The 25,665-nt window shown below is 54.3% G+C and carries 16 protein-coding genes, 1 tRNA gene and 2 pseudogenes; 9 read left to right on the top strand and 10 right to left on the bottom strand.

Annotated elements, in window-relative coordinates:
• Nucleotides 1–369, bottom strand: a pseudogene (locus RCH87_RS04955) (arginine--tRNA ligase); the annotation flags it as partial.
• Nucleotides 370–517: 148 nt separating this feature from the next.
• Between RCH87_RS04955 and RCH87_RS04950 the strand changes: the two are divergent.
• Both RCH87_RS04950 and RCH87_RS04945 read left to right on the top strand, forming a co-directional pair.
• On the top strand, nucleotides 518–2,134 hold the full coding sequence (locus tag RCH87_RS04950; protein ID WP_306515623.1) for an alpha/beta hydrolase: 1,617 nt from the start codon (nucleotides 518–520) through the stop codon (nucleotides 2,132–2,134).
• 129 nt (nucleotides 2,135–2,263) lie between these two features.
• A tRNA-Arg gene (locus RCH87_RS04945) sits at nucleotides 2,264–2,337 on the top strand.
• A 69-nt stretch (nucleotides 2,338–2,406) separates the two neighbouring features.
• Here RCH87_RS04945 and RCH87_RS04940 read toward each other — a convergent pair.
• From RCH87_RS04940 to RCH87_RS04920, 5 genes are read right to left on the bottom strand one after another with little or no spacing between them, the layout of a single operon-like run.
• Nucleotides 2,407–2,910 (bottom strand): MarR family winged helix-turn-helix transcriptional regulator, encoded by a 504-nt coding sequence (locus RCH87_RS04940; RefSeq protein WP_306515622.1) that lies wholly within the window; start codon nucleotides 2,908–2,910, stop codon nucleotides 2,407–2,409.
• Nucleotides 2,911–2,941: 31 nt separating this feature from the next.
• Nucleotides 2,942–5,806, bottom strand: coding sequence for an AAA family ATPase (locus RCH87_RS04935; protein ID WP_306515621.1), 2,865 nt, complete (start codon nucleotides 5,804–5,806; stop codon nucleotides 2,942–2,944).
• Nucleotides 5,803–6,990 (bottom strand): metallophosphoesterase, encoded by a 1,188-nt coding sequence (locus RCH87_RS04930; RefSeq protein ID WP_306515620.1) that lies wholly within the window; start codon nucleotides 6,988–6,990, stop codon nucleotides 5,803–5,805. The genes RCH87_RS04935 and RCH87_RS04930 overlap by 4 nt, the downstream gene beginning before the upstream one ends.
• Before the next feature lie 32 nt (nucleotides 6,991–7,022).
• Complete coding sequence (locus RCH87_RS04925; protein WP_306515619.1) at nucleotides 7,023–7,880, bottom strand: SWIM zinc finger family protein; 858 nt, start codon at nucleotides 7,878–7,880, stop codon at nucleotides 7,023–7,025.
• Nucleotides 7,881–7,891: 11 nt separating this feature from the next.
• Complete coding sequence (locus tag RCH87_RS04920; RefSeq protein ID WP_306515618.1) at nucleotides 7,892–10,978, bottom strand: DEAD/DEAH box helicase; 3,087 nt, start codon at nucleotides 10,976–10,978, stop codon at nucleotides 7,892–7,894.
• A gap of 377 nt (nucleotides 10,979–11,355) precedes the next feature.
• Between RCH87_RS04920 and putP the strand changes: the two genes are divergently transcribed.
• From putP to RCH87_RS04900, 4 genes and pseudogenes are all read left to right on the top strand, one after another.
• Nucleotides 11,356–12,927: a sodium/proline symporter PutP gene (gene putP, locus RCH87_RS04915; protein ID WP_306515617.1), complete on the top strand. Its 1,572-nt coding sequence runs from the start codon at nucleotides 11,356–11,358 to the stop codon at nucleotides 12,925–12,927.
• A 108-nt stretch (nucleotides 12,928–13,035) separates the two neighbouring features.
• A pseudogene (locus tag RCH87_RS04910) lies at nucleotides 13,036–13,800 on the top strand (sodium:proline symporter); the annotation flags it as partial.
• Nucleotides 13,801–13,913: 113 nt separating this feature from the next.
• The gene (locus tag RCH87_RS04905) at nucleotides 13,914–14,681 is read left to right on the top strand and encodes an HNH endonuclease family protein (protein WP_306515616.1); all 768 of its coding nucleotides are present in this window, start codon (nucleotides 13,914–13,916) and stop codon (nucleotides 14,679–14,681) included.
• A gap of 69 nt (nucleotides 14,682–14,750) precedes the next feature.
• Nucleotides 14,751–15,224: a DUF2269 domain-containing protein gene (locus RCH87_RS04900; protein WP_306515615.1), complete on the top strand. Its 474-nt coding sequence runs from the start codon at nucleotides 14,751–14,753 to the stop codon at nucleotides 15,222–15,224.
• 112 nt (nucleotides 15,225–15,336) lie between these two features.
• On the opposite strand, the gene RCH87_RS04895 is transcribed toward RCH87_RS04900, so the two are convergent.
• Entirely contained in the window at nucleotides 15,337–17,274 is a 1,938-nt protein-coding gene (locus RCH87_RS04895) for a DEAD/DEAH box helicase (protein WP_306515614.1), read from the bottom strand.
• A gap of 114 nt (nucleotides 17,275–17,388) precedes the next feature.
• Between RCH87_RS04895 and hutG the strand changes: the two genes are divergently transcribed.
• A complete protein-coding gene (gene hutG, locus RCH87_RS04890) occupies nucleotides 17,389–18,327 on the top strand; it encodes a formimidoylglutamase (protein ID WP_306515613.1) in 939 nt (312 codons plus the stop codon).
• A gap of 72 nt (nucleotides 18,328–18,399) precedes the next feature.
• Here the strand turns inward: hutG and RCH87_RS04885 are convergent, their stop codons facing one another.
• A complete protein-coding gene (locus RCH87_RS04885; protein WP_306515612.1) occupies nucleotides 18,400–19,713 on the bottom strand; it encodes an MFS transporter in 1,314 nt (437 codons plus the stop codon).
• A gap of 312 nt (nucleotides 19,714–20,025) precedes the next feature.
• Here RCH87_RS04885 and RCH87_RS04880 point away from each other — a divergent pair, with 312 nt between their 5' ends.
• Nucleotides 20,026–20,337 (top strand): hypothetical protein, encoded by a 312-nt coding sequence (locus tag RCH87_RS04880; protein WP_306515611.1) that lies wholly within the window; start codon nucleotides 20,026–20,028, stop codon nucleotides 20,335–20,337.
• Nucleotides 20,338–20,379: 42 nt separating this feature from the next.
• On the opposite strand, the gene RCH87_RS04875 is transcribed toward RCH87_RS04880, so the two are convergent.
• Together RCH87_RS04875 and RCH87_RS04870 are read right to left on the bottom strand one after the other, a co-directional pair.
• Nucleotides 20,380–21,174: a hypothetical protein gene (locus tag RCH87_RS04875; RefSeq protein ID WP_306515610.1), complete on the bottom strand. Its 795-nt coding sequence runs from the start codon at nucleotides 21,172–21,174 to the stop codon at nucleotides 20,380–20,382.
• A 66-nt stretch (nucleotides 21,175–21,240) separates the two neighbouring features.
• Nucleotides 21,241–22,818 (bottom strand): carboxylesterase/lipase family protein, encoded by a 1,578-nt coding sequence (locus tag RCH87_RS04870; RefSeq protein ID WP_306515609.1) that lies wholly within the window; start codon nucleotides 22,816–22,818, stop codon nucleotides 21,241–21,243.
• A gap of 172 nt (nucleotides 22,819–22,990) precedes the next feature.
• On the opposite strand from RCH87_RS04870, the gene RCH87_RS04865 reads away from it, so the two are divergent.
• Nucleotides 22,991–25,665 (top strand): multifunctional oxoglutarate decarboxylase/oxoglutarate dehydrogenase thiamine pyrophosphate-binding subunit/dihydrolipoyllysine-residue succinyltransferase subunit (locus RCH87_RS04865; RefSeq protein ID WP_306515608.1); only part of this gene is annotated, 2,675 nt, incomplete at its 3' end.

Genomic DNA, 25,665 nt, shown 5'->3' with positions numbered 1-25,665 from the left:
GATACGTAGTCCACGCAAACTGTCCGAAGTACCGAAGTCATTGCTTTCCCGCAAAACCTTGGCGACGATTTCACCCTGTGCATCGGCAGCAAGACGAATATTCAAAAATCCCGGCCCAGCAATATCTGCCTCGGCAATCGCAGCATGAGCGGCTAACGCTTGCGCCAACCAGGTCGCAAACTCACGTGGGTTTGCACCAGCCTTTTTTGCAACCTGCAGCGCGATATTGCTGGCATAGTCGCCATGTTCTGGATTTCGTGGACGCTCTACCGTAACTGTTTCTGGCAGAACCGAAGCATCCAAATCGCGTTCGTTCATTACCGTGGTCGCGGTGTCTTTAATTAATTGGGAAAGATCAGCTGGGGTCATAGCTGTTTAGTCTAATAGAACGGGAAAGCCGCCCCGAAACAGGCATTCGGCAAATTTGGGCGTTGCGACGCCACTTCGTCAAGCAAGCCCACTAGCATCACTTGAGACTATTATTTTCACTTTGGTTACCGCTTGGAAGGAACTACCAGTGCGCTATACACCGCAATCACGACACAGCCGCACCACAATTGCTAGCATCGCCTGTCTTGGTGCCGCCACTGCCCTGTTCCAGCCATTGCAGGCCAACGCTGCTACGCCCGAACATCCGGCACATAATGCACACATCACCTGGGAGGACTGCCCGGAACAGGTCGTCGACAAGACTGCAGAGTGCGGTCGCATAGATGTTCCGACCTATCACGATAATCCAGAAGCAGGCACGATCTCGGTAGGCTTCGTGCGCCAAAAAGCCACTGGAAGCTCTCGCGGTGCCCTGTTCGGAAACCCAGGTGGCCCCAGCGGTGACGGCTATTCTTATTTCGCGGGCGATATGTTTGAATGGCCCGACGGTATCACCCAGCAATGGGATCGTATCGCCGTGCAACCCCGCGGATTAACAGGCTCTACGCCAGTCAAATGTACAGAGCCGAATAACCCCATCGCCAACAATCCGTTGACCCGGCCGGGCGGTTTTTGGAAAGATGCCTGCGAGAATTCTACGCCGGGTTATACCGATTCTTTGACCACGCAAAACACCGCCCATGACTGGGACTGGGTGCGCGAGGCCCTTGGCTACGACAAAATTTCCATTCTCGGATTGTCCTACGGCACCTACCTGGGTTCAGCCTATGCCAGCGCCTATCCGCAGCACACAGATCGCCTCGTGCTGGATTCTGCAATGAACCCGTATGTCTCCTGGGGTGGAGTACTCGCACAGCAAAAACAGGGTTTCGACGCCGCCTACACAGATTTCTTCACCTATATCGCAGACCGCGACGACGTCTACGGCCTGGGAACGACGCCGCTGGCTGTTTATAACGCCTGGTCGCGCAAAATCTTACAAGAGTCCGGCGTTAATCCCACCAACGTGCCACCGGCTGCCCAGATCGGCGACCTTCCACCAGGACTCGATTGGTCTGGGGCAATCGGAACCGAAATCATCAATGCCACCGGGCAGGGTGCGGCCCAGCTGGAGCATCTGACGCGCTCAGCTCTCAACCCTGGCGCAAGCCTAAATAACTCACCAACGGCCAAATTAACCCAGCACATGGTTCCACAGCCTCGACAATGGGACAAACTCGCCAAGCACCTCAACGGAAGCAAGGACATCGTCGCTGATCTCGGCAGCCCGGATAATCTTTCCGAAGAAGAAATCCAAAAGGTTGTAGAGATCCAAACCGTCACAACAGCGATGCAACAACTGCTAGTCTGCAACGAGAACATCACCCCGCCGAACCCAGCTCTACTGCCGGAATACCTGTGGGCGAACTATATCGTCGGAGACATTCCCACTGCCAGCGCTTATGGCATGGCTTCCGGCCATACGTGTAACGGCACCGAGCCGGTCACCGGTGTTGCTCACTTAGATGGCAGCCAACTGGACGTACAACCATTGCAAATCAGCGCAACTGGTGACCCGCAAACCGTCTACTCCGACCATCAGGCACTTGCTGACGTCATGAACGCTCACGTCGTTACGGTTCATGGTCCGGGTCACGGTCACGTTGGCAACGGGAACAAAGCCGTCGACGATATCGTCATTGATTATCTACGCAGCGGGAAAACCCCAGAGCAAGCCGACGCCCCCGGATTCTTCGATCAATAAGGGGGCGCTAGGCACAGTTGCACGCATGCTGCATGCTCACCACCGGCGGAGTTTATTGTCACGACCTGGTAATTATTAGCAATTCAGAAGAAGATGTTAGTATTTAGGTCGCGGTAATTTCCGCATCCTGCCCCCGTAGCTCAGCGGATTAGAGCGTCGGTTTCCGGTACCGAAGGTCGAAGGTTCGAACCCTTTCGGGGGCACAATTTTTTCTTTATCTCAGCGAGATACACCATCAGATATTTGTCGGTGTGTCTCGCGAGAAGGTGTGCTTAGCTCGGACGCTTTGGTGTACAGCCGTCGATGCCTTCAATACCTGGAATATTGTCGACAGCCAGCACAGCATTCATGAATCGCCGGATGCTCGGAACATCTTCGGTATGCAAATGGTCAAAAATTAGCCTGCGAACGGATTCGACGTGATCCGGTACCGCTTTTTTCAGCCGCTGCATGCCCTCGTCCGTCAGCAACACACTGACACCACGGCCGTCGCCGCTGAATCGTTCTTTCCGCAACAAGCCACGCTTTTCCATACGCGTGATTTGATGCGAGGTACGGGAGCGATCCCACATCAATTCATCGCACAAAGCGCACAAGCGCAGGCACTGATCTGGTGCTTCCGACAGGACTACAAGCACTCCATATTCGGCGGTAGAAAGACCACTGGCATTGAGCAGCGTCTCATCTAAGACGCGACTGATCTTGCGATTAGCCTGCAAGATCGTCCTCCACAGGTCTTGTTCGTCTTCATCGAGCCAACGTACTGATTCTGACATGGTTGTAATTCTAACCAATTTTGTTGACAAGTCAGATTTTGCCTGGCTCTGCGGTGAGCTGACGCATGGAATAATTCTGTGCCCCCACCACCCGGGAATAACGCTCAGGCATGCACGTCAATACGAATACCTGAGTTTGACGAGCGATCTGACTAAATAATGTCGCCATAAGCCTTAAGCGCCGACTATCCGTCGATCCCAGCGCATCATCGACCATCACCGGTACAGGAATTAGCGGCTGCTGTGAGTCTCCGTCATCCCGATTATGCGCACCTCGAGCTGTCAACGCTGCAACAGCAAAACGCACGAGTAATGCAAGCTGTTCCTGAGCACCACCCGATAACTGATCTGTCGCGAGTGCCGTATCACCAATCACGCGTTTCGAAATCACCAAGTTCTCATCCAACTCAAAACTGACGGACTGATCGAATACGACTTTGGCGAACCGTTCCAATTCACGAGCGAATGGTGCCATATAGCGCTGCCGTGCAGCATCGCGATGCGCAAGCAAACTCTCACGCAGACGCGCGACAGCGCGAGCGCGCCGCAGGATCAATGCATATTCGGCTTTGTGATGTGCCAGTTGGGATTCTGCTTTATGCAGCCGCTCAGCAGCACCGGTAGCTGCGTCGATATACGAGCTCAATTCCAGTTTCCGGTTCTTGGCATTGTGCACTGTGTCATATAAATGCGCACGATGGGCCTTCGCGCCTTCCCATTGCTGCACTGCCGATTGCACATCAACTTCTTCTACTGCCCGCAAGGCGTCATCACGGTCACGAATTGCTCGCTGCCAGTGCAAGTTGGCTAGCTCGACTTTCTCACGTAGTTTCTCCATCGCCTCATCGTCAGCACGCGCAGCTACCTTAGCTTGAACTTCCGCAACGTGTTCAGCAGCCGCACCATAGCGTTCACGCAAAAGCAGCGCTTCCCGCTGGGCAGGACGGGCATCAAAGGCAGCTAGTTCGCCAATCACTTCTTCTAACTTCTGCCGTGCAGCATCTTCTGCGCTCTCTGCGGCTGATACTTCGTCCGCAAGCTCGGCAGCTGATAGTTGGCTCAACTCGACAGCATCCGCTGAATCGACGTCCTTTTGCAGTAGATCTGTTTCATTCTCGGAAGTCTCGTCGTTAGTCTCGTCGTTGAGAGTTTCACGCAGACGGGTCAGCTCTTGCCCGAGACTGTCTAAATCGCGATCCCCGACCACGCCAGCACGTTGATTTTCTAATGCGGCGATCTCCTCAGCAATTTCACTCCCCCGCACGAATACCTGTTTAGCGTGGTCGAAATCGCGGCAGTTCAAGTGTTGCAAGAGCTCGTCACGATGCAAACGGGCTTTTTCTACAGCAGATAACGCCGAATCTGCTTCCCGCGCTTCCCGGTTCGCACTGCGATAAACCGCGGTGATGCCACCGAAACTCAACCGCATGCCGTCGCTCAGCGCGACACTGGGGTTTTCTGCCTCATCAACTTCACCAAGACTCAGCGTACGTACCGTCGCACCATCATCGACTGTGACGGTGTGCGGCGAATCAGCCTGCAAGTCCAGACGCGCGGCTTGGGCTTCGGCAAGTTTCTGTTCAACGACTACCTCATCGTGCGCCTGCCGAAGGCTATTCCACGCACTTTGGTCGATAAAAGCCGGCAGCTCTGCCAGTTTTTCGCGTGCCGCAGTGATATCCGCATCAATCATCGCAGCTTTTTCGGTCAGTTCACGCAATTCGCTTATCCGCTGCTCATCATGCCGACGTTGCGCCGCTTTACGGGCAGCTTTATGGCGCGACAACTGGTGGCGCACGTCGGCAGCCAGCGCTTGTTTTTTCTCTTGCAGCCGTGAGATTTCTTCGTTCTCACGTCGCTCGCTGTGCTCTGCGTCCGCAAGCTGTCGAGCTATTTCGTCCTGGCGTTTAGTTGCTTGCTTGAGATCTTCAAGCAATTCGGAGCGTTCAGCTAACAGCCCTGATTCGAGGTTTTTCTGTTTTTCTGCCTCGCGTACCTTCTCCACGGCGTCGTCGTAGCGTTCTTGTACCGATTGCGCATTGTCTTTGTGTTGTTGTGCAGAGACAAGCTCTTGTTCGGCAGCGGTAATTTCAGCGGTCGCAGCTTTTTCGCTCCGGGTGAGTTCTTCATATTCGCTGACGTGGGATGCTAGCGCGTCCACCTTTGCTTGTCGTTCTGCACAGGCTACTTCGGCTTCCGCGAGCTTGTCCTCAGCGGTTTTGAGCTCTTTCGCTGGTTTCGCGGTTTTTTCTGTGTAATAACGTTTGTATTCTTCATTGACAGCTGCAAGCAGAGCCGACTCATCCTGGCTCCGATCGGCCGTGCTGGTGTCCGCGGCTGTATGCGCGACACTGCGATTCGCTTCAACGCTTGCCATATCTCCACCAGTAGCTATTCCACCGTCAGCTGCATGCAGTGCAGTCTCGACGCTGGTGATGCCGGCGGCTTCCAAGGTGTGGTCGAGCTTGCCTTGACGCACGAAAAGAGCGTTGAGCAAATCGCTGTCAAGGTGTTCTGCGATTATCGCTGCTAGCTCATTATCAGCTTCCCGATTACGTAGGGTTGCTCGAGCCGAGCTCGGAAATCTCAATTCGCATTTTTTACTGCTCGCGGAAGTCGAAAACTGTTTATAGATCTCCACTCGGTGCGGTCCGATTTCAAGATCCAGCCAAATCTCAGGCCATTGATCGGAATCAGCAGGAATCAGTGCTCTGATTTCTTGCTTATTCGAGCTATGGGGAATATTAAGGCAGGCATGGATAGCATCCATGATGGTGGATTTTCCGGCCTCATTGTCGCCGTGAATGACCACCACTCCGGTTTCTGGTAGATCACGCAGCTCAAGCTGACGAATCGCGCGAACATTGTGCAGTTTAATTCCATGAATGCGCATCATCGGCGAGCCTCCTTAGTCAATCGGAACAACAAGTGCGCGGCATCACGCGAGACAGCATCCGAATCGGCGTCGGCCAGCAGCTCATCCAAAGCATCGCGCACATAGCCGTGTACATCGAGGGTCGCTAGCTCATCGTCGGCGGGTCGCAAGCTCAACCCAGGTGAAGATTGTGACTCATACAGAGCAGCGAAGCTCGGTCGCAACTCAGCCAATTCGCCTTCTAAACGCATGGTGTCGGTTAAATTGAGCGCACCACGCAAATAATATTTGACGACGGTTCGACGCTTATCTGCGTACGAGCGCAAGTGGGCTATAAACGCGTCGAGCGCGGCCGCATCGTCCAGTTCCGGGTATAGCGCGTGGAATTGCCATTGGCCTACCGCATGCTTATCGACGTCGACCTGGGTGAACTCACCCTCGCGTAAAGGCTTACGCACTGTGACTACTAAAGCATTGCCAGAATCGGTTTCGCCGCCATCGGTGCCAAATCCCCAATCAGCAAGCTTATGAAAATCCGTCGTCTCCGGCGCCCCGGAAAACCACACTTTCCCGCTAGTCCCAAGCGAAGCCGTGGAGTGGGTATCGCCCAATGCCAAATAATCTATGGTCCCGGCCGCTAAGGCTTGTTCCACGCGTGGAAGATCAATCAGGTCGGGTTTGATATCGTCGCCAAAAGATTCCACTTGTCCGTGGCCAACCAGAACTCTGATATTTTGTGTAAGTTCGAGGCCGTCTATTGCCGCAGAAACCAGATCATGATCTGGTTGTTTTACCAGGTATGGAGCACCAACGATTTCAACGGAATCTGTGAAGGCAATTGGTTCTGCATCAGCAATGACGTGGATATTAGAGAATTCACTCGCACGGAAAAAGATGGAATCCGCCACCAAGGGATCATGGTTCCCGGGCAGCAGGTAGACCGGAACTGGCAAAGATTCCATCGTTTCTAAGGCACGACTAAGCGTGCGGCGTTCCAGCGAATTATCATCGAAAACATCACCAGCGACCACGATGAACTCACAACCATGGGATGCTGCGAGATCACCAAGTTTTTCGATAGCTGTCAATCGTGAGTCTTCAAAGCGTGCCGCTGCGTCGGTGCTGAGAAATCGCCGGTGCATACCCAACTGAAAATCAGAGGTATGGAGGAATTTTAGAGTGTGTGCTGTGCCGGAATCATTCACAAGCCCATTACTAGCATAGGCGGTTCACACGCTTATTTTCCATGACTAAGATGATGGTACATATCTTCGATATCTGAGATCGCTCGCAGTAAATCAAGGTTTGTATGACTGACGGCACGCAGCGCCTTGCGCAACAGGTCCGGGTCTGCATCATCAATGGCCGGAGCAATTTTTGGGTTCGGCACCGCGGGTAGTTCGCGTCCTGTCCAAAAATTTTCTGCGCCTTCATTGGTGGCTTGCCGGGCAACATCATCAGCAGAAGAAGCGATCATACGTTCGAGCTGAGAAAGTTCAATACCCCGCAAACGGAAAACCGCCGCTGGATCCGCATCCAATTTCGCAGCGAGCTCTTCCGAAAACGCCACCAGGTGCTTGCAGATCCATGCACTATCCGGGCAATCGCAATAGCAGCGTAAATCGTCTGCTTCGGCAGCCAACAAGATTTCCAACAACTCGTCGGAAAGTTCACCAGCGCGAATTCGCTCCATCGCTCCGGCAGTCTCGGCAAGAATCCGCCCTATTTGGTTCAGCTCATCAATCGACCGTGGTGGCAGCTGAATGAGCGCAGCAAATGGCTGATTCTGTGAGCCGGCTATTTGTCCATGTGCAGCTCCATTGCGAATTTCAATGTCGACGACATGCCCACTGCGCGCATAATCTATCCCGCGTTGATATCGTCCATCATCGGCATTTTCCTGCACCATGCGGCGCAACTCTAACCCGGCCGAGCCTTGCAACGGACGCGAGCGCACCAGCTTAATCCGCTCAGCCTCGTGATCCACGGGCTTGTCGACGCGTTTCCGGGCCCCGAAATTCGCATAAATGACGTTATCATCTGCGGAGTTCTTTAACCCACGGGTTCGGTCGCTGTGCCTGCGCTTATCGTTCATAGCCTCACTAGTTACTGTTCGCGATAACTCATTAATTCTGTCAATTGCTGCGGATCCAGTTCCGTGATCCAGCCTTCGCCTTCACCGACGATCGCTCCAGCCAAATGAGTTTTGCCGTCCAGAATATCTTGGATTGATTCTTCCATCGTTCCCGCGCTGATCATCTTATAAACAGCCACGTTACGACGTTGCCCGATGCGGAATGCACGGTCGGTCGCCTGATTTTCCACCGCGGGGTTCCACCAACGGTCCATGTGCACGACGATGGAAGCAGCGGTCAGGTTTAGACCAGTGCCACCGGCCTTCAACGACAAAATCATCACTGTCGGCCCATCCGCAGCCTGGAAATCACTCACCAATTTATCGCGCTTTTGTTGCGGGACTCCACCATGCAAAAATGGCACATCCTGCTCGAGCTGGTCACTCAAATACGGCTGCAGAATCTCGCCAAACGCACGGTATTGGGTAAAAATCAGCATCCGCTGACCAGAGTGGACAGCATGTTCCACCAATTCCATAAGTTTTTCGATTTTACCCGAGCGGTGATGCCCTTTAATCGTGATCGGTGAACCGTCTCCAAGATAGTGCGCCGGGTGGTTACAAATCTGTTTCATTCGCGTCAAACTCGCAAGCACCAAGCCACGACGCGCAATACCTTCGTTCTTTTGTTCCAACTGCCGTTGCACGTCATCAACCAACGCCTTATACAATGCAGCCTGCTCATCGCTGAGCGTCACGGTGAGGACTTCTTCGGTTTTTTCCGGCAAATCGTCAATGATCGCCGGATCCGTTTTGAGGCGTCGCAAAATAAACGGTGCTGTGAGCCTGCGCAGACGTTCCGTCAAAACCTCATCGTTATTGCGTTCAATTGGCTTCGCGAAATGGTGACGGAAAAAACTCGCTGAGCCTAGCACACCAGGGTTCGTGAAATCCACGATCGAACGCATTTCAGAGAGACGATTTTCTACCGGAGTACCGGTCAATGCGATGCGGTGGCGGGATGGCAGAGAGCGCACGCTTTTCGACGCACGGGTCGACGAATTCTTGATCGCCTGTGCTTCATCAAGCACCACCCTATCCCATTCTATGCGCCCCAACACAGAAAAATCACGGCTAACCGTGCCATACGAAGTGATGACGAAATCATATTCGGCAACTCGACGAAGAAACTGCTCGCCGGTCGCCCGGTTGCTGCCATGATGGACTAATACCCGCAGACTAGGGACGAATTTCGCGGCTTCGCGTGCCCAGTTACCAACCACCGAGGTCGGGGCAACCACCAGTGTCGGTGCGGAAATATGATCGCGTTGTTTCTCAATTGCGGTCAACGTTAAGAGCTGCAGCGTTTTGCCCAACCCCATATCGTCGGCAAGCACGGCCCCGAGGTTATTGCGCGACATCCAATACATCCAGTCCACGCCGCGGCGTTGATATTCCCGAAGTTCAGCGTGCACGGTCGCGGGAACGTCGATGCGCTGAGGCGCTTTGGTTTCCATGCCTCCGAGCAAGCTGGTGTGCCAGCTCGAGCCAGTAAATTCGATGGGCTCATCAGCCGTCGACTGCAAAGCCAGCTCGCGTAGGTCCCCGACTGTCACTTCCTGCGCGAATTCTCCCGCGGCCCCGTCAACGCCCTGCCCTTTACGCACGGTGTCGTTATAAGTCTGCCGAAGGTTTTCTGCTTCTGCAGCGAGTTCTTCAGCATCCGCAGAACCGGCAAGTCGGGCCATTTCGGCCAAGCGAGCAGCTTTTTCCATGCGCTTTTTCGCTCGTTTGGATGCAGTTTCCGACAACTGCCCCATGTAATCACTAATTTTGCTCAGCGCCTGTGTGTCTGCCATCACCCAGTTTCCGCGGAGCTTGATCAACCCAGATTTTGAGTTCACTAACTCGGACATTTCCTCGTCGCTAAGCTCGTGTCCACCGACAGACAAGCGCCAGTTATATTGCACAAGCTTGTCCATCCCCAACTGGGAGGTATTGGCTTTTTCGTTAATCTCCCGGGTATCTAGCCGGGCTGTGGTTTCCATGTGCGACCATGCCCGTGGCAGCATCACTGTAAAACCTGCAGCGCGCAATTTCTTAATGTCTTCGCTTACAAAATCAACGATGCTCGCGGTGTCAACGTAGACATCCCAATCCCCAGCAGCAGGGTCTTCTTCTCGACGACGCTCCCGTTCGACCGGATCCAAGTTCGGTTCTAGAATTGGCGACACCTTTATGGCTTCGCGCTGAGATTTGCGCAATAACTCTACGCTAGATTGGTCGAGTTGATCGATGCGAATCGGCTGCGGAGAATCAGTACCAGATCGCACTTGCACGCGAATCGCCCACTGCGCGTTTGGTTCATCTGGCGGCTCGTTAACGATAATAACCAATTGCAGATCTACTGAGGTTATTGAATCATTCCATTCATTTAATCCGCGCAACAATGTGCCTTTGCCGCGACGAATCGGTTTCGCCTGCAGTAATGATTGAGAAAAATCATGCCACGGGTAGGGCCGCGTCTGGCTGGCCAGAGATTGCAGCTGCGCAATCGTAATCCAGTGCACCAGATGATGCGACAATTCGTCGGCAAGATCCCGGTTATTGACCGTCAAGATGCCAGGACAGGCAGCGATCATCTCACTGAGCCAGCCGCGTTCCGCGAGCCCCGTTGCCAAATGCCATTGCGGATACCATTCACCAGCTTGATAACTAAGACGTATGGTCACTCGCCCCGCACGAACAAATTGAGTCATTCCCGTGTACATGCGAATAAGCCAATACAGGTCTGGAGCAATCGAATTGCGTTGCTCTTCCGTTGCGGCCGGGCTAGCCGAGTCTAGAAATTCTAATTCACTCAGAATTTTCACAGAATCTTCCGGGGCAAAAAGCCCCATCGGCACCATCAACGAAACATCTTTGCCTTTGGGCGTGCGCAGAGAGATACGTGCCCTGTTACGAAAGCTTCGGCGGCTCAACAAAGATTCCACGATGGGTGGAAAAGTTCCAGCTGGCACCTGTTCTGGTAAAATAATTTTGCGTCCCTCAACTTTTTCGATCCATAAGCTCAATCCGGAAACTGGAAGCCACAGACCATGCAGACGGAACGAAGACATAAAGGATAGACTACCAGTTCATATCAAGGCTGGAATTCAATTGTTATCATTCTGTTACATTTCGCAAAGTTCCCTGCTAAGAGCCTAAAAAGCCTGATATTTTCCTGAAATTTTTACAGGAGACGTTTGGGTGAGCTGCGGATTCTCACTACGGTAAAGCATTGGTCCACTAAAACCAGTCGTTTTTGCTGTGCAGGTTGGCCGAAGCGAGCACCGATGAGGTATTTGCGATGGCACAAGCAGCCAGCAGGTCGCTGTGTTTTCAAGTGGTAATTAAGGCTCGACAAATTGTAGAGCCCGGGTCACTACCTCCGGGCAGTGCAAGAAATAAGGCGTGCAACTACAGCGCGCAAGATATCTACTAACGAGGAGAAACGGTGACTGAATCAACCTGGTTTGTCATCGCGATCATCATCTACATGTTTGGGATGCTCGCGATTGGCTACTGGAGCTACAAGCAAACAGATCAATATGACGACTACGTCCTCGCAGGCCGTGGTTTGCCGCCATTCGTGGCCGCGCTTTCCGCCGGTGCATCAGATATGTCCGGTTGGCTACTCATGGGACTTCCGGGTGCCCTTTTCGCATCGGGAATGGTTGAACTCTGGATCGCTATCGGCTTGACAATCGGTGCATGGGTCAACTGGAAGGTAGTTGCCCCTCGCCTACGTGCTTACTCCGAAATCGCCGATGACTCGATTACGGTTCCATCCTTCTTCGAGAACCGTCTCGCAGACAAATCCCGCGTTCTGCGCGTGCTGTCCGCGGCGATCATTATCTTCTTCTTTACGTTCTACGTTTCCTCCGGCATGGTTGCCGGTGGTCGCTACTTCGAGTCCACCTTCGACGGTGACTACCTCATCGGCTTGCTCATCGTCGCAGCCATCACCGTTGCCTACACCTTTATCGGCGGCTTCTTGGCCGTGTCCTACACCGACACCGTCCAGGGCATCATCATGTTCCTATCCCTGATGATCGTGCCCGTTATGGCATTTTTCTCCCTGGACAACGGCTCCGATATCTTCAGCTTTGCTGCTGACAACAACTACGGAACAGACGGCGTTGTTGAAGCTAACCCAGACTTCTTCAACCTGTTCAACGTTGGTTCCGCTGCCGCAGTCGCCGCTATCGTCGGTAACTTCGCCTGGGGCTTGGGTTACTTCGGCCAGCCACACATCATCGTGCGCTTCATGGCACTGCGTAACTCCACCGACGCCCGTGCAGGCCGCTTCTGGGGTATCAGCTGGATGGCACTCTGCGTTATCGGTGCAGTATTCGTTGCACTGGTCGCTACCGTATTCTTCACCCAGACTGGCAACATGATTACCGACCAGGATTCCTTCGAGACGGTCTTCTTGGACATGGCTCGCGTCATGTTCCACCCACTGATCGCTGGTTTGGTTTTGACCGCAGTCTTGGCAGCGATCATGTCCACCATGTCCTCCCAGCTACTGGCTGTCTCCTCTTCCCTGATCGAGGACCTGTACAAGATGTTCACCAAGCGCAAGCCAGCAGAGCAGGTTCTGATCAACCTCTCCCGTACTTGCGTCGTTGCCGTCGCTGTCTTGGCTGCCGTTCTGGCCGTCAACCCAAGCGACTCCATCCTGGGACTCGTCGGCTTCGCCTGGGCAGGCTTCGGCTCCGCCTTCGGTCCAGTCGTTCTGTTCTCGCTGTACTGGAAGCGCCTGAACGCGCCAGGTGCCATCGCTGGTATGGCCACCGGTGCCATCGTCTCCACCGTGTGGGGTGTATGGTTCTCCGACATCATCTACGAGATTGTTCCAGGCTTCGCCGCAGCAACGATCGTCCTGGTACTGGTTACCCTTGCTACCAAGGAGCCTGAGACCAAGGTCAAGAAGCAGTTCGATCAGGCAGCCAAGCTGACCGACATCGCGACCGAGAACGAAGAACTCGACTTCGACGAGGCCGCAGACAAGGTCAAGAAGTAAGCTTCCAGCTTCGTACCAGCGTTTATCTCTACTGAGGTAATCGGTAGTACTTCGCCAGCCCCCGTGCTGAGGATTCCTCACCACGGGGGCTTTTATGTCTGCCCCAGCATTGTGCGTTTCATGGCGCTAAAATCCCCGGCCGACGCACGGTCCTCACGTAACTATGGCGTATTCTGGCTCGCTATCTGCTATGCGGGTGCCACGTTCGTTGCATTGATTGCCACAGTCTTTTTCACGCAAACCGGCCACAGTATTACCGACCAAGACGCCTTCGAGACCGTCTTCTTGGACATAGCACGTGTCATGTTCCACCCACTACCAGCAGGACTGGTGCTCACCGCCGTGCTGGCCGCGATTATGTCGACGATGTCTTCCCAGTTGTTGATCTTGTCGTCTTCCTTGATCGAGGATATTTACATGGGGTTTGCGAAAAAGCGCCCTTCGCAATTCGTGCTCATCAATCTTTCCCGTACTGCAGTGGTCGGAATCGCTGTCATCGGCGCCCTGCTCGCAATCTACCCCAGCGATACGATTTTAGGTCTGGTCGGTTTCGCCTGGGCAGGTTTCGGTTCAGCGTTCGGTCCGCTGGTATTGTTCGCACTCTACTGGAAGCGTCTCAACGCACCAGGCGCAATCGCAGGAATGATCACCGGTGCCGTCGTCTCGATCATCTGGGGCACCTGGTTTGGCGAGCCCATCTACGAAATGGTCCCAGGCTTCATTGCTTTTACGATTGCACTCGTGGTGGTCACGTTGGCGACCAAGGAGCCGAGCACGGAGATTCAGGAGGAATTCGACAAAGCTGCCAAGTTGGACACGGTCGCCAGCGACGACGACCTCGATTTCACCCAGGCGGCGAACAAGCTCAATTAGTCGACGCACAGTCGAGTACATACTACGACACCCGGACGGCTCAATATCACTGAAGTTTTACTTGCGCCCACTGTCTGCGGAACCACCAGGCAGTGGGCGCAGTCTAATGCGACATGGCGCAATATTCGGCATCGAGCATCGACGCAGAACTGTACACAGGCGGGACTGAGAAAAGATTACTGAAGAGTTCATTACATAGCGCTTGGCTTTTCCGGGGCTATCTCTACCTACTTTGTATCGCAACTATCTGCGCTGCGATCTTCACCCTCTGGCCACGACTATTCCCCACGACGTACGACGGCAAGAACACAATTCCCACCTGGGGTGAACTAGAACCGCAACTGATTACAACTCCGCAACGCCAAAAAATTCCGGGCTATAAGCGTGAACGATTTGGGCGCGGATGGGGCAACCAAGGAGTCTGCAGCACACGAGAATCCGTGCTACTTGCTGGCGCCACCAACTCACCACAGCTTCCGGCTCCGGTCACACAGGAAGCGTGCGAGATTGCCAATATAGAGATTTGGGATGAATACGCGGGAGAGTCCATCACCATTGCAGAATCAGCGCAGCATGTAGATATTGACCACATTTTTCCGCTCTCTGCAGCCTGGGATTTAGGAGCACATTCCTGGACAGAAGAACGTCGCAAAGAATTCGCCAACGACGGGAGAAATTTGGTCGCGACTGCTTCAAGCGCGAACCGGGAAAAATCGGATGCACTGCCAGCGCAATGGATGCCTTCCGATACATCAGCTCATTGCTGGTACGCACGCAGAATCGCTGTGGTTGCTGCGAGCTATCAGTTGCCACTCCCGCAACAAGATCTACAACAGATGCGCGCTTCATGCCGCCTTCTTCACGGCCTGGTCATCGGCTAAGGCACTGGTAAAATCGCATGAGGAGCTTTTTGTTCGCCGACTCAATTTGTCTACCTAAAAGGATTTTTCATGACTGATTTGATGCTTGTATTACACATCGCTGCCGCAGTGCTGTTTATCGGACCAATTATGGTGGCCACTTCGGCTTTCCCTGCACAAATTGTGGAGGCAAAATCTGGTACCGCAACGGCCAAAGGCGCAGCCGCAGTACTTTATCGCGTTACTAAAACCTACGGTTTCCTCTCCGCACTCGTGCCATTACTGGGGCTTATCGTATTTTTGACCGATATGGATTCCTACGGCACCCAAGGTAAATTCCATGCCTCAATCTTGCTAGCAATTATCGCCTGGGTCATCCTTCTGGTGGTCATTGTCCCCCGCCAGCGCACCGCATTGGGCGCATTAGGCATGTTGCCAGAAAGCGAAGCCTCACCAGAAGACGACAAAGTAGAAAACTGGGCGAAGATGAAAAAGCAGCTGGCGATGTTTGCCGGCATTTTCAACCTCGTCTGGGTCATCGTCTTAATTCTGATGTTTATCTAAAACGCGGCTGCACAGCGCTAAAGCCCTGGGTCTGAGGATTTCTAATCCTTAGACCCAGGGCTTTATTTCTAGCTCCCCCAGCCATAGCAGCCGGGAAGCTCAGCGATTGAGGCTAACGACGGAATTTTCCGCCGCCTTTGCGGCCACCCTTGCTTTGGCGGCCACCGCCGCCACCTTGGAATCCGCCCCGTCCTGGAGCTCCGTGATCCTTGCGGATCTTGATGAGTTCTCCCGAAATGCGGGTATCGGATAGACGGTCCAAAACAGCAGGATCCAGGTTCTTCGGCAACTCGACAATCGTGTGCTCTGCGCCAATATTGATGCGGCCGAAGTCTTTGCTACTCAAACCGCCTTCATTAGCCAAGGCACCGACGATCGAACCTGGGCGAACATTCTGGCGTTTGCCAACGGCCAAGCGATACGGCTGGAAGTTTTCGTCGCGACCGCCACGGCCACCACGGCCACCGCGGTCCCGACCGCCGCGTCCACCGCGGTCATCAAAATCGCGTCCGCCGCGCTTGTCGTTGAAACGCTCTTTGCGCTTGTCGACTGGCTGCTCTTTGAGCAGGAATTCCTTGTCACCTTGCAGCTTCACCGCGAGAGCTGCAGCGATATCGTCCATGGCAACATCATTATTCTGCGAGTACTCGCGCACCATGGTGCGGAAAAAGTCTTTGTCCTTCGCACCGAGTGCTTCGGTGATGCCCTGCGCGAAGTTCTTCTTACGAACTTCGTTGACTTCGTCGACCGTCGGCAACTGCATTTCCTGCAAGGTAGCCTTGGTGACTTTCTCGATGGAGCGCAGCATACGACGCTCGCGTGGCGTGACGAACAAGATCGCCTCACCACTGCGTCCTGCACGAGCGGTGCGGCCAATTCGGTGTACGTAGGATTCGGTATCGCCCGGAATGTCGAAATTGATCACGTGCGAAATGCGCTCGACATCCAAACCTCGTGCTGCCACGTCGGTAGCAACCAGAATGTCCAAACGGCCAGATTTCAGCTGTTCCACGGTGCGCTCACGCTGGTTCTGCGCGATGTCACCATTGATGGCTGCAGCACTGTAGCCTGCGGCACGGAGTTTTTCCGCTACTTCTTCGGTTTCGTGCTTGGTGCGCGTGAACACGATCATGCCGTCGTAATCGATGACTTCGAGGATGCGGACGAATGCATCAAATTTCGCGCGGTGCTGCGTGAAGAGGAAACGCTGGGTGATGTTTTCGTTCGTGCGCGCCTGTGACTTCACAGTCACTTCGGCAGGATCGTTGAGGTATTGCTTGGACAGGCGGCGGATACCGTTAGGCATCGTCGCCGAGAACAGCGCAACTTGCTTTTCATCTGGCGTGTCCGCCAAGATGCGCTCAACGTCTTCCTGGAAGCCCATGTTGAGCATCTCGTCGGCTTCGTCCAGCACGAGATAGCGCAGCTTCGAAATGTCCAGGCTGCCCTTTTCCAGGTGGTCGATAACTCGGCCCGGGGTGCCAACGATGATCTGTGCGCCACGCCGCAGGCCTGCCAGCTGGATGCCGTAGGCTTGGCCACCGTAGATTGGCAAAACTTCAATTCCGCCGAGATGTTTGGCGAATGATTCGAAGCTGTCTGCGACCTGCAGTGCCAGTTCACGGGTCGGCGCCAAAACCAAGGCTTGCGGGAAGCGCTCGTTGGGGTCCAATTGGGCCAAGACGGGCAGCGCGAAGGCAGCGGTTTTGCCGGTACCTGTTTGGGCGAGGCCCACCACGTCCCTACCTTGCATGAGAATCGGGATGGTTTGTTCTTGAATCGGTGATGGTTTTTCAAAACCTACGGCTTTGACCGCATCTACCACTGGGGTGGGTAGATCGAGGTTGGAAAAACCCTGAGGACTGTCATTGGCTGAAGATTGTTCTTCAGCGTCGGTGTGCTCAGAAGTTTCGCCACTCTCGGCAACGGCATCAGTGGTAGCCGTAATTTTGCCTTGCGAATTTTCCTGAGATTCCGACGTAGTCGATGGAGACTGACTGAAATTATCCGGCTCGTTGTCGCCGCCGGTGGCGTAATCGGTAATGCTCATTGCCTGACATACACTACGGCAGCAGCGCTTAAAACACCATTTTAGCGCCGTTTTATCTTCACTTTTCTCGTCACAGTGAACTAGCACACATTAGATTTCCCCTATACTGGTGCCATGACTTCTCATTCACCCGTTTCCCGCACACCACACCACTGGGATGGTCGCCACGATGGCGACAGCCCGGAGTTCTACCGCTGGCACTCTGTCATCGATAACGTGCAAGAAAAGCCCGGCGCGGCCGTTCTGGGCTTTGCATGTGATGAAGGCGCCCGCCGTAATGGTTGTCGCCATGGAGCAGCTGAAGGCCCTCACGTGCTGCGTGAAGCACTCGCAAATCTGCCGGTGCACAATGATCTGCCGCGCTACGATGCTGGCACAGTCACGGTCAATGGCACCGACATGGAAGGTGCACAGGAAGAACTGTCCGAACGTATCAAAGACCTAGTGAACGCAGGCCACTTGCCGGTCGTTCTCGGAGGCTCCCACGAAGTTGGTTATGCCAGCTATCTCGGTCTACACAAAGCCCTGCAACGCCCCATTTCTATCGTGAATTTCGACGGCCACCTTGACCTCCGCCAGACTGAGATCCCCACTCACGGCACCCCGTTCACCCAGGTAGCCGAGCTGGTGGGAGACGATTTCGATTACTCCGTGATTGGTGTTTCTACTGCAGATAACACTGGTAAGTTGTTTAACTTTGCCAAAGAGTTGGGCACCAAGATTGTGCTTGACGACGAAATCCACAACATGACTCCCCGCGAGGCCGCCGAGCGGGCACTAGAGATTTCTGATGTTCACGACGATCTGTACGTGACGATCGACTTGGATGCCATTTCCCCTGCTGTTGCGCCGGGTGTCTCCTCGCCCTGCACCGTTGGCATTGGTATTGAGCCGATGCGCGCAATGTGCAAGGCCTTGGCAGCCACGGGCAAGCTACGCTTGGTGGATATAGCCGAAATGAACCCGTACTACGACGTGGATGGTCGCACCGCCCGAGTTGCAGCTCGGCTTCTCGACGACATGATCAACGAGCACGCCAAGTTGCAAAAATAAGCTGAACCCTGGGTTTTCCGCAATAGCTGTGGCGAGCGTTTTAGGACGCCCTGCTCTCAGGATCTCCGGCTCTTATTTTGCCTCGTTCTCCGCTGGCATTTCCCGCACGTTGGTATCCCGGGTGTGCAAGGTTTCCCGTCCCGGAATCCACGCGAGAACTGCCAGCAACGCGACGGCTGCACTGGCAAGAAATGCCCAGTTGAATCCCCAATTATCCGCGACTGCACCGATCGTGAGTGGACCAAAAATCATTCCCAGATCCATAGACATCTGGAAACCTGCGAGAACTTTTCCGCCGGAACGGTCGTTACCGATAACGTCGGCAAGCGTTGCCTGTTGCGCGGGCACCGCGATTCCAGCGGCCGCTCCACTCAGGGCGGATAGCAATAGCAGCATCCACAAGATCTCAGCTGTGCCGTAGAGACCAACGCACAGTGCACTCGCTGCAAACCCCGTCATGATCAGTGGTTTGCGTCCGATCCGGTCTGCCAAACGGCCGGAAAACTGCAGTACGACGGCATTACCTGCAGCATAGGCTGCGAGCGCGTACCCGGCGGCTGCGGTGTCATCAATAAACACTGCGGCTGTAAACAGCGGAATCACCGCAACACGCACGCCCATATTTACCCAGCCATGCGCAAAATTCGACACCAGCACGCTGCGGAAAGCAGAATCACGCCATGCCTCACCGTAGGTAAATTTCTTATTCTCGGTCGCATTGTCAGCTGCTGCATTCGTTTTCGGCATCATGACCCACACGACGATTGCCGCTGCACATAAACCAATTCCATAGATGAAAAATGGCCAGCGAAAGCCCAAAAAGGCCAATGCTGATCCCACCAATGGACCGAGAATGCTGCCCAACAAGAAACTCGTGGCATACGTCGCCGAGCATTTACCGCGAATCGCGGGAGGGGCTAATTTCACGATCAACCCCATGGCCGACACGGTAAACATGGTCGAGCCGATTCCAGCCAAAAAACGCAGCACGAGGATCTGCCAGTATTCCTGGGCGATGGAAATCAATCCAGTATTAATAGCCACGAGAAGTAGACCTGTGATATAGACGCGGCGCACCCCAAGTTTGTCAGCGAGCATGCCGGCCCCGGTTGCAAAAATCAAACGAGATACAGAAAAAATCGAGATCACAGCACCTGCTGCCGCCATGCTGACATCAAAGCTCACCACGAACTGTGGAAGTAACGGCGCAATCAAGCCATACCCCAAGGCAACCAAAAAGAACGCCACCACGAGCACCCAAATTTCTTTCGGAATACGCGGCTTTTCTAGCTGGTCCACCCCTTTTGGCTTGCCGGGTGATGTTTGCGACTCGTACGGCGAGTTATCTATCTCCTGGGGATGAGAACCGGGGCGATCAATAGGCATAGTTCTTGCGAGCCTACTCCTAGTTGACGGCCCATGTCTTCACGAAAGGTTCGCACCCAGCATTCATTTTCGAAATCAGGTTCGAATAAAAATCGGTGGGTGTGCACCGCGAAAATTAACGTGCACACCATGACTAGACAACAAGTAACTCGCAGCACCCGTACCACCCACGAAATCTTGACAGAAATCCGCAGAAGTGAGGGAAAACAGCTCGCAACCATAGGCAGCATTCTGCATCACCCACGCTCTTTGGCCCGCCCCATGGCTAATTGGCGCCCGCCACTAGCACACCTAAAGGTGGGCAAACATCGAATGCTCACAGCCGCTATCTCGCGCTACCGGGTTGGCCGCTTAGTACAATCCCGTGTCCGCGGCTATGGAGAACAACGCACCCCTGCCTATGTCGTAAGCATTCGCATCACTGATCCAACCGGGACTGCCCCGCCGATTCCTCTCGCAGAAGCCTGGATACGCGCGGTCGTGCCAGAAAACCTGATTAGCGCGGTACATCAAATCAGCGCAGACCACGAGACTGCATGCATCTATGCCTGGCTTGTCGACGCCAATTACGTACCGGTGCACTCACCTGCATCAATTTTTGCCGGGTTTTCGCAGGCTGCATAACCGCCTATCGCCTAGCGGCCTCGGCATGTGCCCCGAACAGTCTTATAGCTCGAAACCGCCCTCACACGGTTTGAGCTGTGCTTCCCAATCCTCTGCTTGCTCAGCGCACAACGACAGCACATCGAACAAGCGATCAAAATCGGTGTAACTGCCGAGCTCCAGAATTTCTGGTTCATAGCCATGCATGAGTTCGCCAGGCGCGAATACGGCCTCGTCCAGTTCCATCTCTGGATCGAATCCCAACGCTGCATTGAAATCCATTTCAGCGTCAAAATCCAACGCTGCGCCAAAATCCAACTCAGCGTCAGAATCCACCGCAGAAGGTTCAGCTGGATTATCCGCAGGCGCATCATCCTCTAGCTCCGCAGCAGCGAAAGCTTTGGAATCAAAGGTGATAAATGAGAGTTTTGCGGTCGGAACACCAGATACTAGGTCGATGGACACCCGCAAGTGAGAGTCTTCAGCGACGTGAGCGACGACAACACCAGGGTCGATGATGTGGTGTTCAAACTCCAAATCCGAGATCCGCTCGTCGCGACCTTCCAGCAGGTCCCGCAACACTGTCACAACCTGGTCCGTGGCGATATGCTCGGCAACAATCGCTGTGGCATCGTCGACAGAAAACGCTACGGACACCAAAGCTGCATCGAAGCCATCATGATCTTCGTCAACATCTGCTGCCGCGATATAGACGTTTGCAGCTGGCAAAACCGGGTCGATCTCAACAAATTGAATTTCCACGCCCGAGGTGATCGGAACAAACAGCACATCATCGTTCACCCGAGACTCGATGCCATCTGCATCGAGTGCGGCCGCAATATCTTCGAAGAAGCTCATGTCCGCCAATCTACTACGTCGAAACCTACTTTGGTATCACTAAGCTTCGTGGTGGATTAACACCGTTTATTCATCAACCTGAAATCCCAGATCGCGGAGCAATTCAGGACGGCCTGCGCCCCATTCCAGAACATCATAGCCTTTCCACGCGCGCCGCTTATCTGCCTTCGGGTCATATTCCACGTGTGAGTGCGCATCAAAAATCATCGTCGGGCGTGAATGATGCTGCTCTGTCGGCGGTTTATATTGTGGCCAGTCATTACCCGGCACACCAAACCTGATAAAACTCGCCCAGTGACGTTGCATCTGGTCCGTTAGTCGCCGCATCGCCTCATCGTCCCGGCCTAATTTAGACAACAGACGCGTCTTGGACGCCTCCGGGGTGCCAAAAACATTTGATAATTCAGACGAATGCGAGGCACCGATCCCGAGTTTGCGCATCAGCTGCGGAGCAAAATCGAATCGATACATCCACGTCGGCGCGTACTCATTGTGGTGACTAGCAATGCGCACCGTCGGCGCCCAAAACAAGGCATCGGTAACCAAATCAGCAAATTCCGCTCTCGTGCGCGCGCCACCATATGCCTCTAAAACGGTATCGGTGTGTTCCGGATCGTACGGGTACAACAAGCGTCGCCCTGCTTTAGCGCGTCGCGTCGTACGTTGAAAGAAATACCGGGTCACGCCCGCTTCATCCAGGTTCGTTCCCAACATAAGCGGAACCTGCGCTTGTCGACCATGTTGGAATGCGACCATCGGGTGCTCCGGCAACGATTCCGACTCCACAGTTGGGCCAAAAGTTGAGTTCAAAAACTGCAATTCGCCGGCGCGCCACATCATCGACATCCCCGCCCGCACCAATTCCTCAGCGATCAACGTGCGCAGATCCTCGACGGTGCTTTCCGACGGCAACCCGAGACGAGTTAATAACTGGCGCGCCCACAATTGGGACTGCGCCTTAGAATGGATCAGCCCAATCGGCGGCGACTGCGCGATCGCGCGGTGGAACAAGCCACGTGCAGGTGGCGAACACATCAAGGCAAGCACTGCCGCACCACCAGCAGACTCCCCCATAATCGTCACGGATTCTGGATCGCCACCAAACTTGTCAATATTTTCTTGGATCCAACGCAGAGCCAAAACCTGATCCCACAACGCTGGGTTCGCAACACAATCACCGCCCAGACTGCGTAAATCCAGATAACCCAAAACCCCGAGACGGAAATTCAGCGAAACGTAAACGACGTTCATCGCTTCAGCTAACCGGTGCCCGCGCAGCATATTTTGGTGGCTGGCCCCCATCAAGAACGAACCGCCATGGAAATACACAACCACCGGTAACTTTTCTGCGGTGTGGGGCCGGACGATATCGAGGTGCAGGCAGTCTTCGTCACCAATCAGTCGATCGTTAAGACCATAATTCGGCTGCGGTGCCGGTGATTGATACCGCGTACAGTCGAGAACCCCCAACCACGGTCGGACTGGTTTGGGGCGTTGAAACCTCGTGGCACCGCCTGTAGGCGCCCCAAATGGCACGCCCTTCCAGGTTGCAATTCCACCATCGCTGATAATTTCGCCTTGAATTTCCCCACTTGCAATGTGCACGCGGGGATAGTCCGCCGTCAGATATGACGATTCATCCATAACATTCCAGATTAGTAACCACCCCGAGGAATATCACGTGCCGAAACCAGCGACATAAGCGCGTAGAATGAATGCAAACTGTCTATTAAGCTTGATTGAAGCTTGAACAAGACAGATTCAGCGCAGATAAAATTAATGCACGCAAATCAACGGAAAGAGGCGAGCACCTGCCGTGAGCACTAACAATCCCTTCGGCTTGAGCACCTGGTTGGCGGATGAGTTGTACCAGGAGTACAAGAAAGATCCGCAATCAGTGGATAAAGAATGGCGCGAATTATTTGACAAGCACGGCGCACCATCCGACGTCGCTGCAGCAACCGATTCTGCTAACGCAGCGTCCGGTTCCAACAAGGCTGCGAAGTCCACTAGCGCCGCTCGCAAGCAATCTGGCAAAGAAGCCGCAGATATTGCTCCTCCAACACAGAAAACGTTGGCCCATAAACAGTCGCAGCGCGAATCCGTTGTTGATGAGTCGGCTAAAAAAGCACAGGCTAAATCGAATGTGTCTAAGCCTGGCGTAGCGCCGAAGGCTCCAAAGAAGGCACCTTCGCCACTAGATGAGCTGCCGGATTATGAGGGCGGCGAGTCGAAGGCTCTCAAGGGCATGTTTAAGGCAATTGCCAAGAACATGGACGAATCCCTAGAGATTCCAACCGCAACCTCCGTGCGTGACATTCCCGTCAAATTGATGTGGGAAAATCGTTCCCTGATCAACGAGCATCTGAAGCGCACTCGCGGTGGCAAGATTTCGTTCACCCACATCATTGGCTATGCACTGGTAAAGGCCACGCAGAAGCACCCAGACATGAACGTGCGCTACGAGCTCGTCGACGGCAAGAAGCCCACCGTTGTTTATCCGGAAGACATCAACCTGGGCCTGGCAATCGACTTGCCACAGAAAGATGGTTCCCGTGCGTTGGTCGTTGCCGCGCTGAAAAAGGCCCAAGACAAGAACTTCGCAGAGTTCATCGAGGCCTACGACGACATCGTCGCACGTTCCCGCAAGAACAAGTTGACCGCCGCTGATTTCCAGGGCGCAACAATTAACCTGACTAACCCAGGTGGTATTGGTACCCGCCACTCGATTGCCCGCCTGACTAAGGGCTTGGGCACCATCATTGGTGTCGGTTCGATGGACTACCCAGCAGAATTCGCTGGTGCTTCTTCGGATCGCCTGGCAGAGCTCGGCGTCGGCCGTCTAGTCACGCTGACTTCTACTTATGACCACCGCGTAATCCAGGGCGCAGAGTCCGGCGAGTTCCTGCGCACCATGTCGCAGTTGCTTGTCGACGACGTCTTCTGGGACGAGCTGTTTACCGACCTTCAGATCCCATATGAGCCAATGCGCTGGGCACAGGACATTCCGAATACCGGAATCGATAAATCCACCCGCGTCATGAACCTCATCGAGGCTTACCGCTCCCGCGGCCACCTCATTGCCGACACCAACCCTTTGCGCTGGAAGCAGCCCGGCCTGCCTTCCCCAGATCACCGAGATTTGGATATCCGCACCCATGGCCTCACCCTGTGGGATCTGGATCGCACCTTCCACGTCGGTGGATTCGGTGGCAAAGAATCCATGACCTTGCGTGAGGTTCTGTCGCGTTTGCGCGCTGCCTACACGCTCAAGGTTGGTTCTGAATTCAGCCACATCATGGATCGTGATGAGCGCGAATGGCTGCGTGATTCCCTCGAAGCCGGTATGCCAAAGCCAACCAATGCAGAGCAAAAATACATCCTGCAGAAGGTCAACGCTGCCGAAGCATTCGAAAACTTCCTGCAGACCAAGTACGTCGGTCAAAAGCGCTTCTCCCTTGAGGGCGCTGAGGCACTGATTCCGCTGATGGACTCGGTGATCGATACGGCCGCAGGTCAAAACCTTGACGAGGTCGTCATCGGCATGCCGCACCGTGGTCGTTTGAACGTTTTGTTCAATATCGTCGGCAAGCCACTGGCAGAAGTCTTCAACGAATTCGACGGCAACTACAAGGGTGGCCAGGCCGGCGGTTCTGGTGACGTTAAGTACCACCTTGGCGCCGAAGGCGAGCATCTGCAGATGTTCGGCGATGGCGAAATTAAGGTCACGCTGACCGCGAACCCATCTCACCTCGAGGCCGTCAACCCTGTCGTCATCGGTATCTCTCGCGCGAAGCAGGACATCCTCGATCGCGTCGAAGGCAACCACGACAAGCGCGTCGTCCCGCTGTTACTCCATGGTGACGCCTCGTTTGCTGGGCTTGGCATCGTCCAAGAGACCATCAACTTGATGGGCTTGGATGCCTACAACGTCGGCGGTTCCATCCACGTCGTTGTCAACAACCAGGTTGGTTTCACCACCACCCCAGACTCGGGCCGTTCCACCCTGTACTCCACGGACTTGGCTAAGGGCTTTGATTGCCCAGTCTTCCACGTCAATGGTGATGACCCAGAAGCTGTGGTCTGGGTTGGTCAATTGGCTACCGAGTACCGTCGTCGCTTCGGCAAAGACGTGTTCATCGACTTGATCTGCTACCGTCTGCGTGGCCACAACGAAGCCGATGACCCATCGATGACCCAGCCACTGATGTATGAGCGCATCGGTAACCGCGATTCCGTGCGTCAGAAGTACACCGATGAGCTGATTGGCCGCGGTGATCTTTCCGAGGAAGATGCAGAGGCTGCAGCTCGTGACTTCCGCGACCAGATGGAATCGGTCTTCAACGAGGTCAAAGAGGCAGAAGAAAACGGTCCACAAGAACAGACTGGTATTACTGCTTCCCAGGAGCTCACCCGCGGTCTTGACACTTCAATTTCCGCTGATACTATGCGCGAGCTCGGCGAATCGTATCTGGATCTGCCAGAAGGATT

The sequence above is a fragment of the Corynebacterium sp. genome (genome assembly GCF_030826625.1).
In the GTDB taxonomy this organism is placed as follows: domain Bacteria; phylum Actinomycetota; class Actinomycetes; order Mycobacteriales; family Mycobacteriaceae; genus Corynebacterium.
The sequence above is the reverse complement of the archived record's forward strand: the minus strand, read 5'-3'. Positions and strand labels throughout refer to the sequence as shown.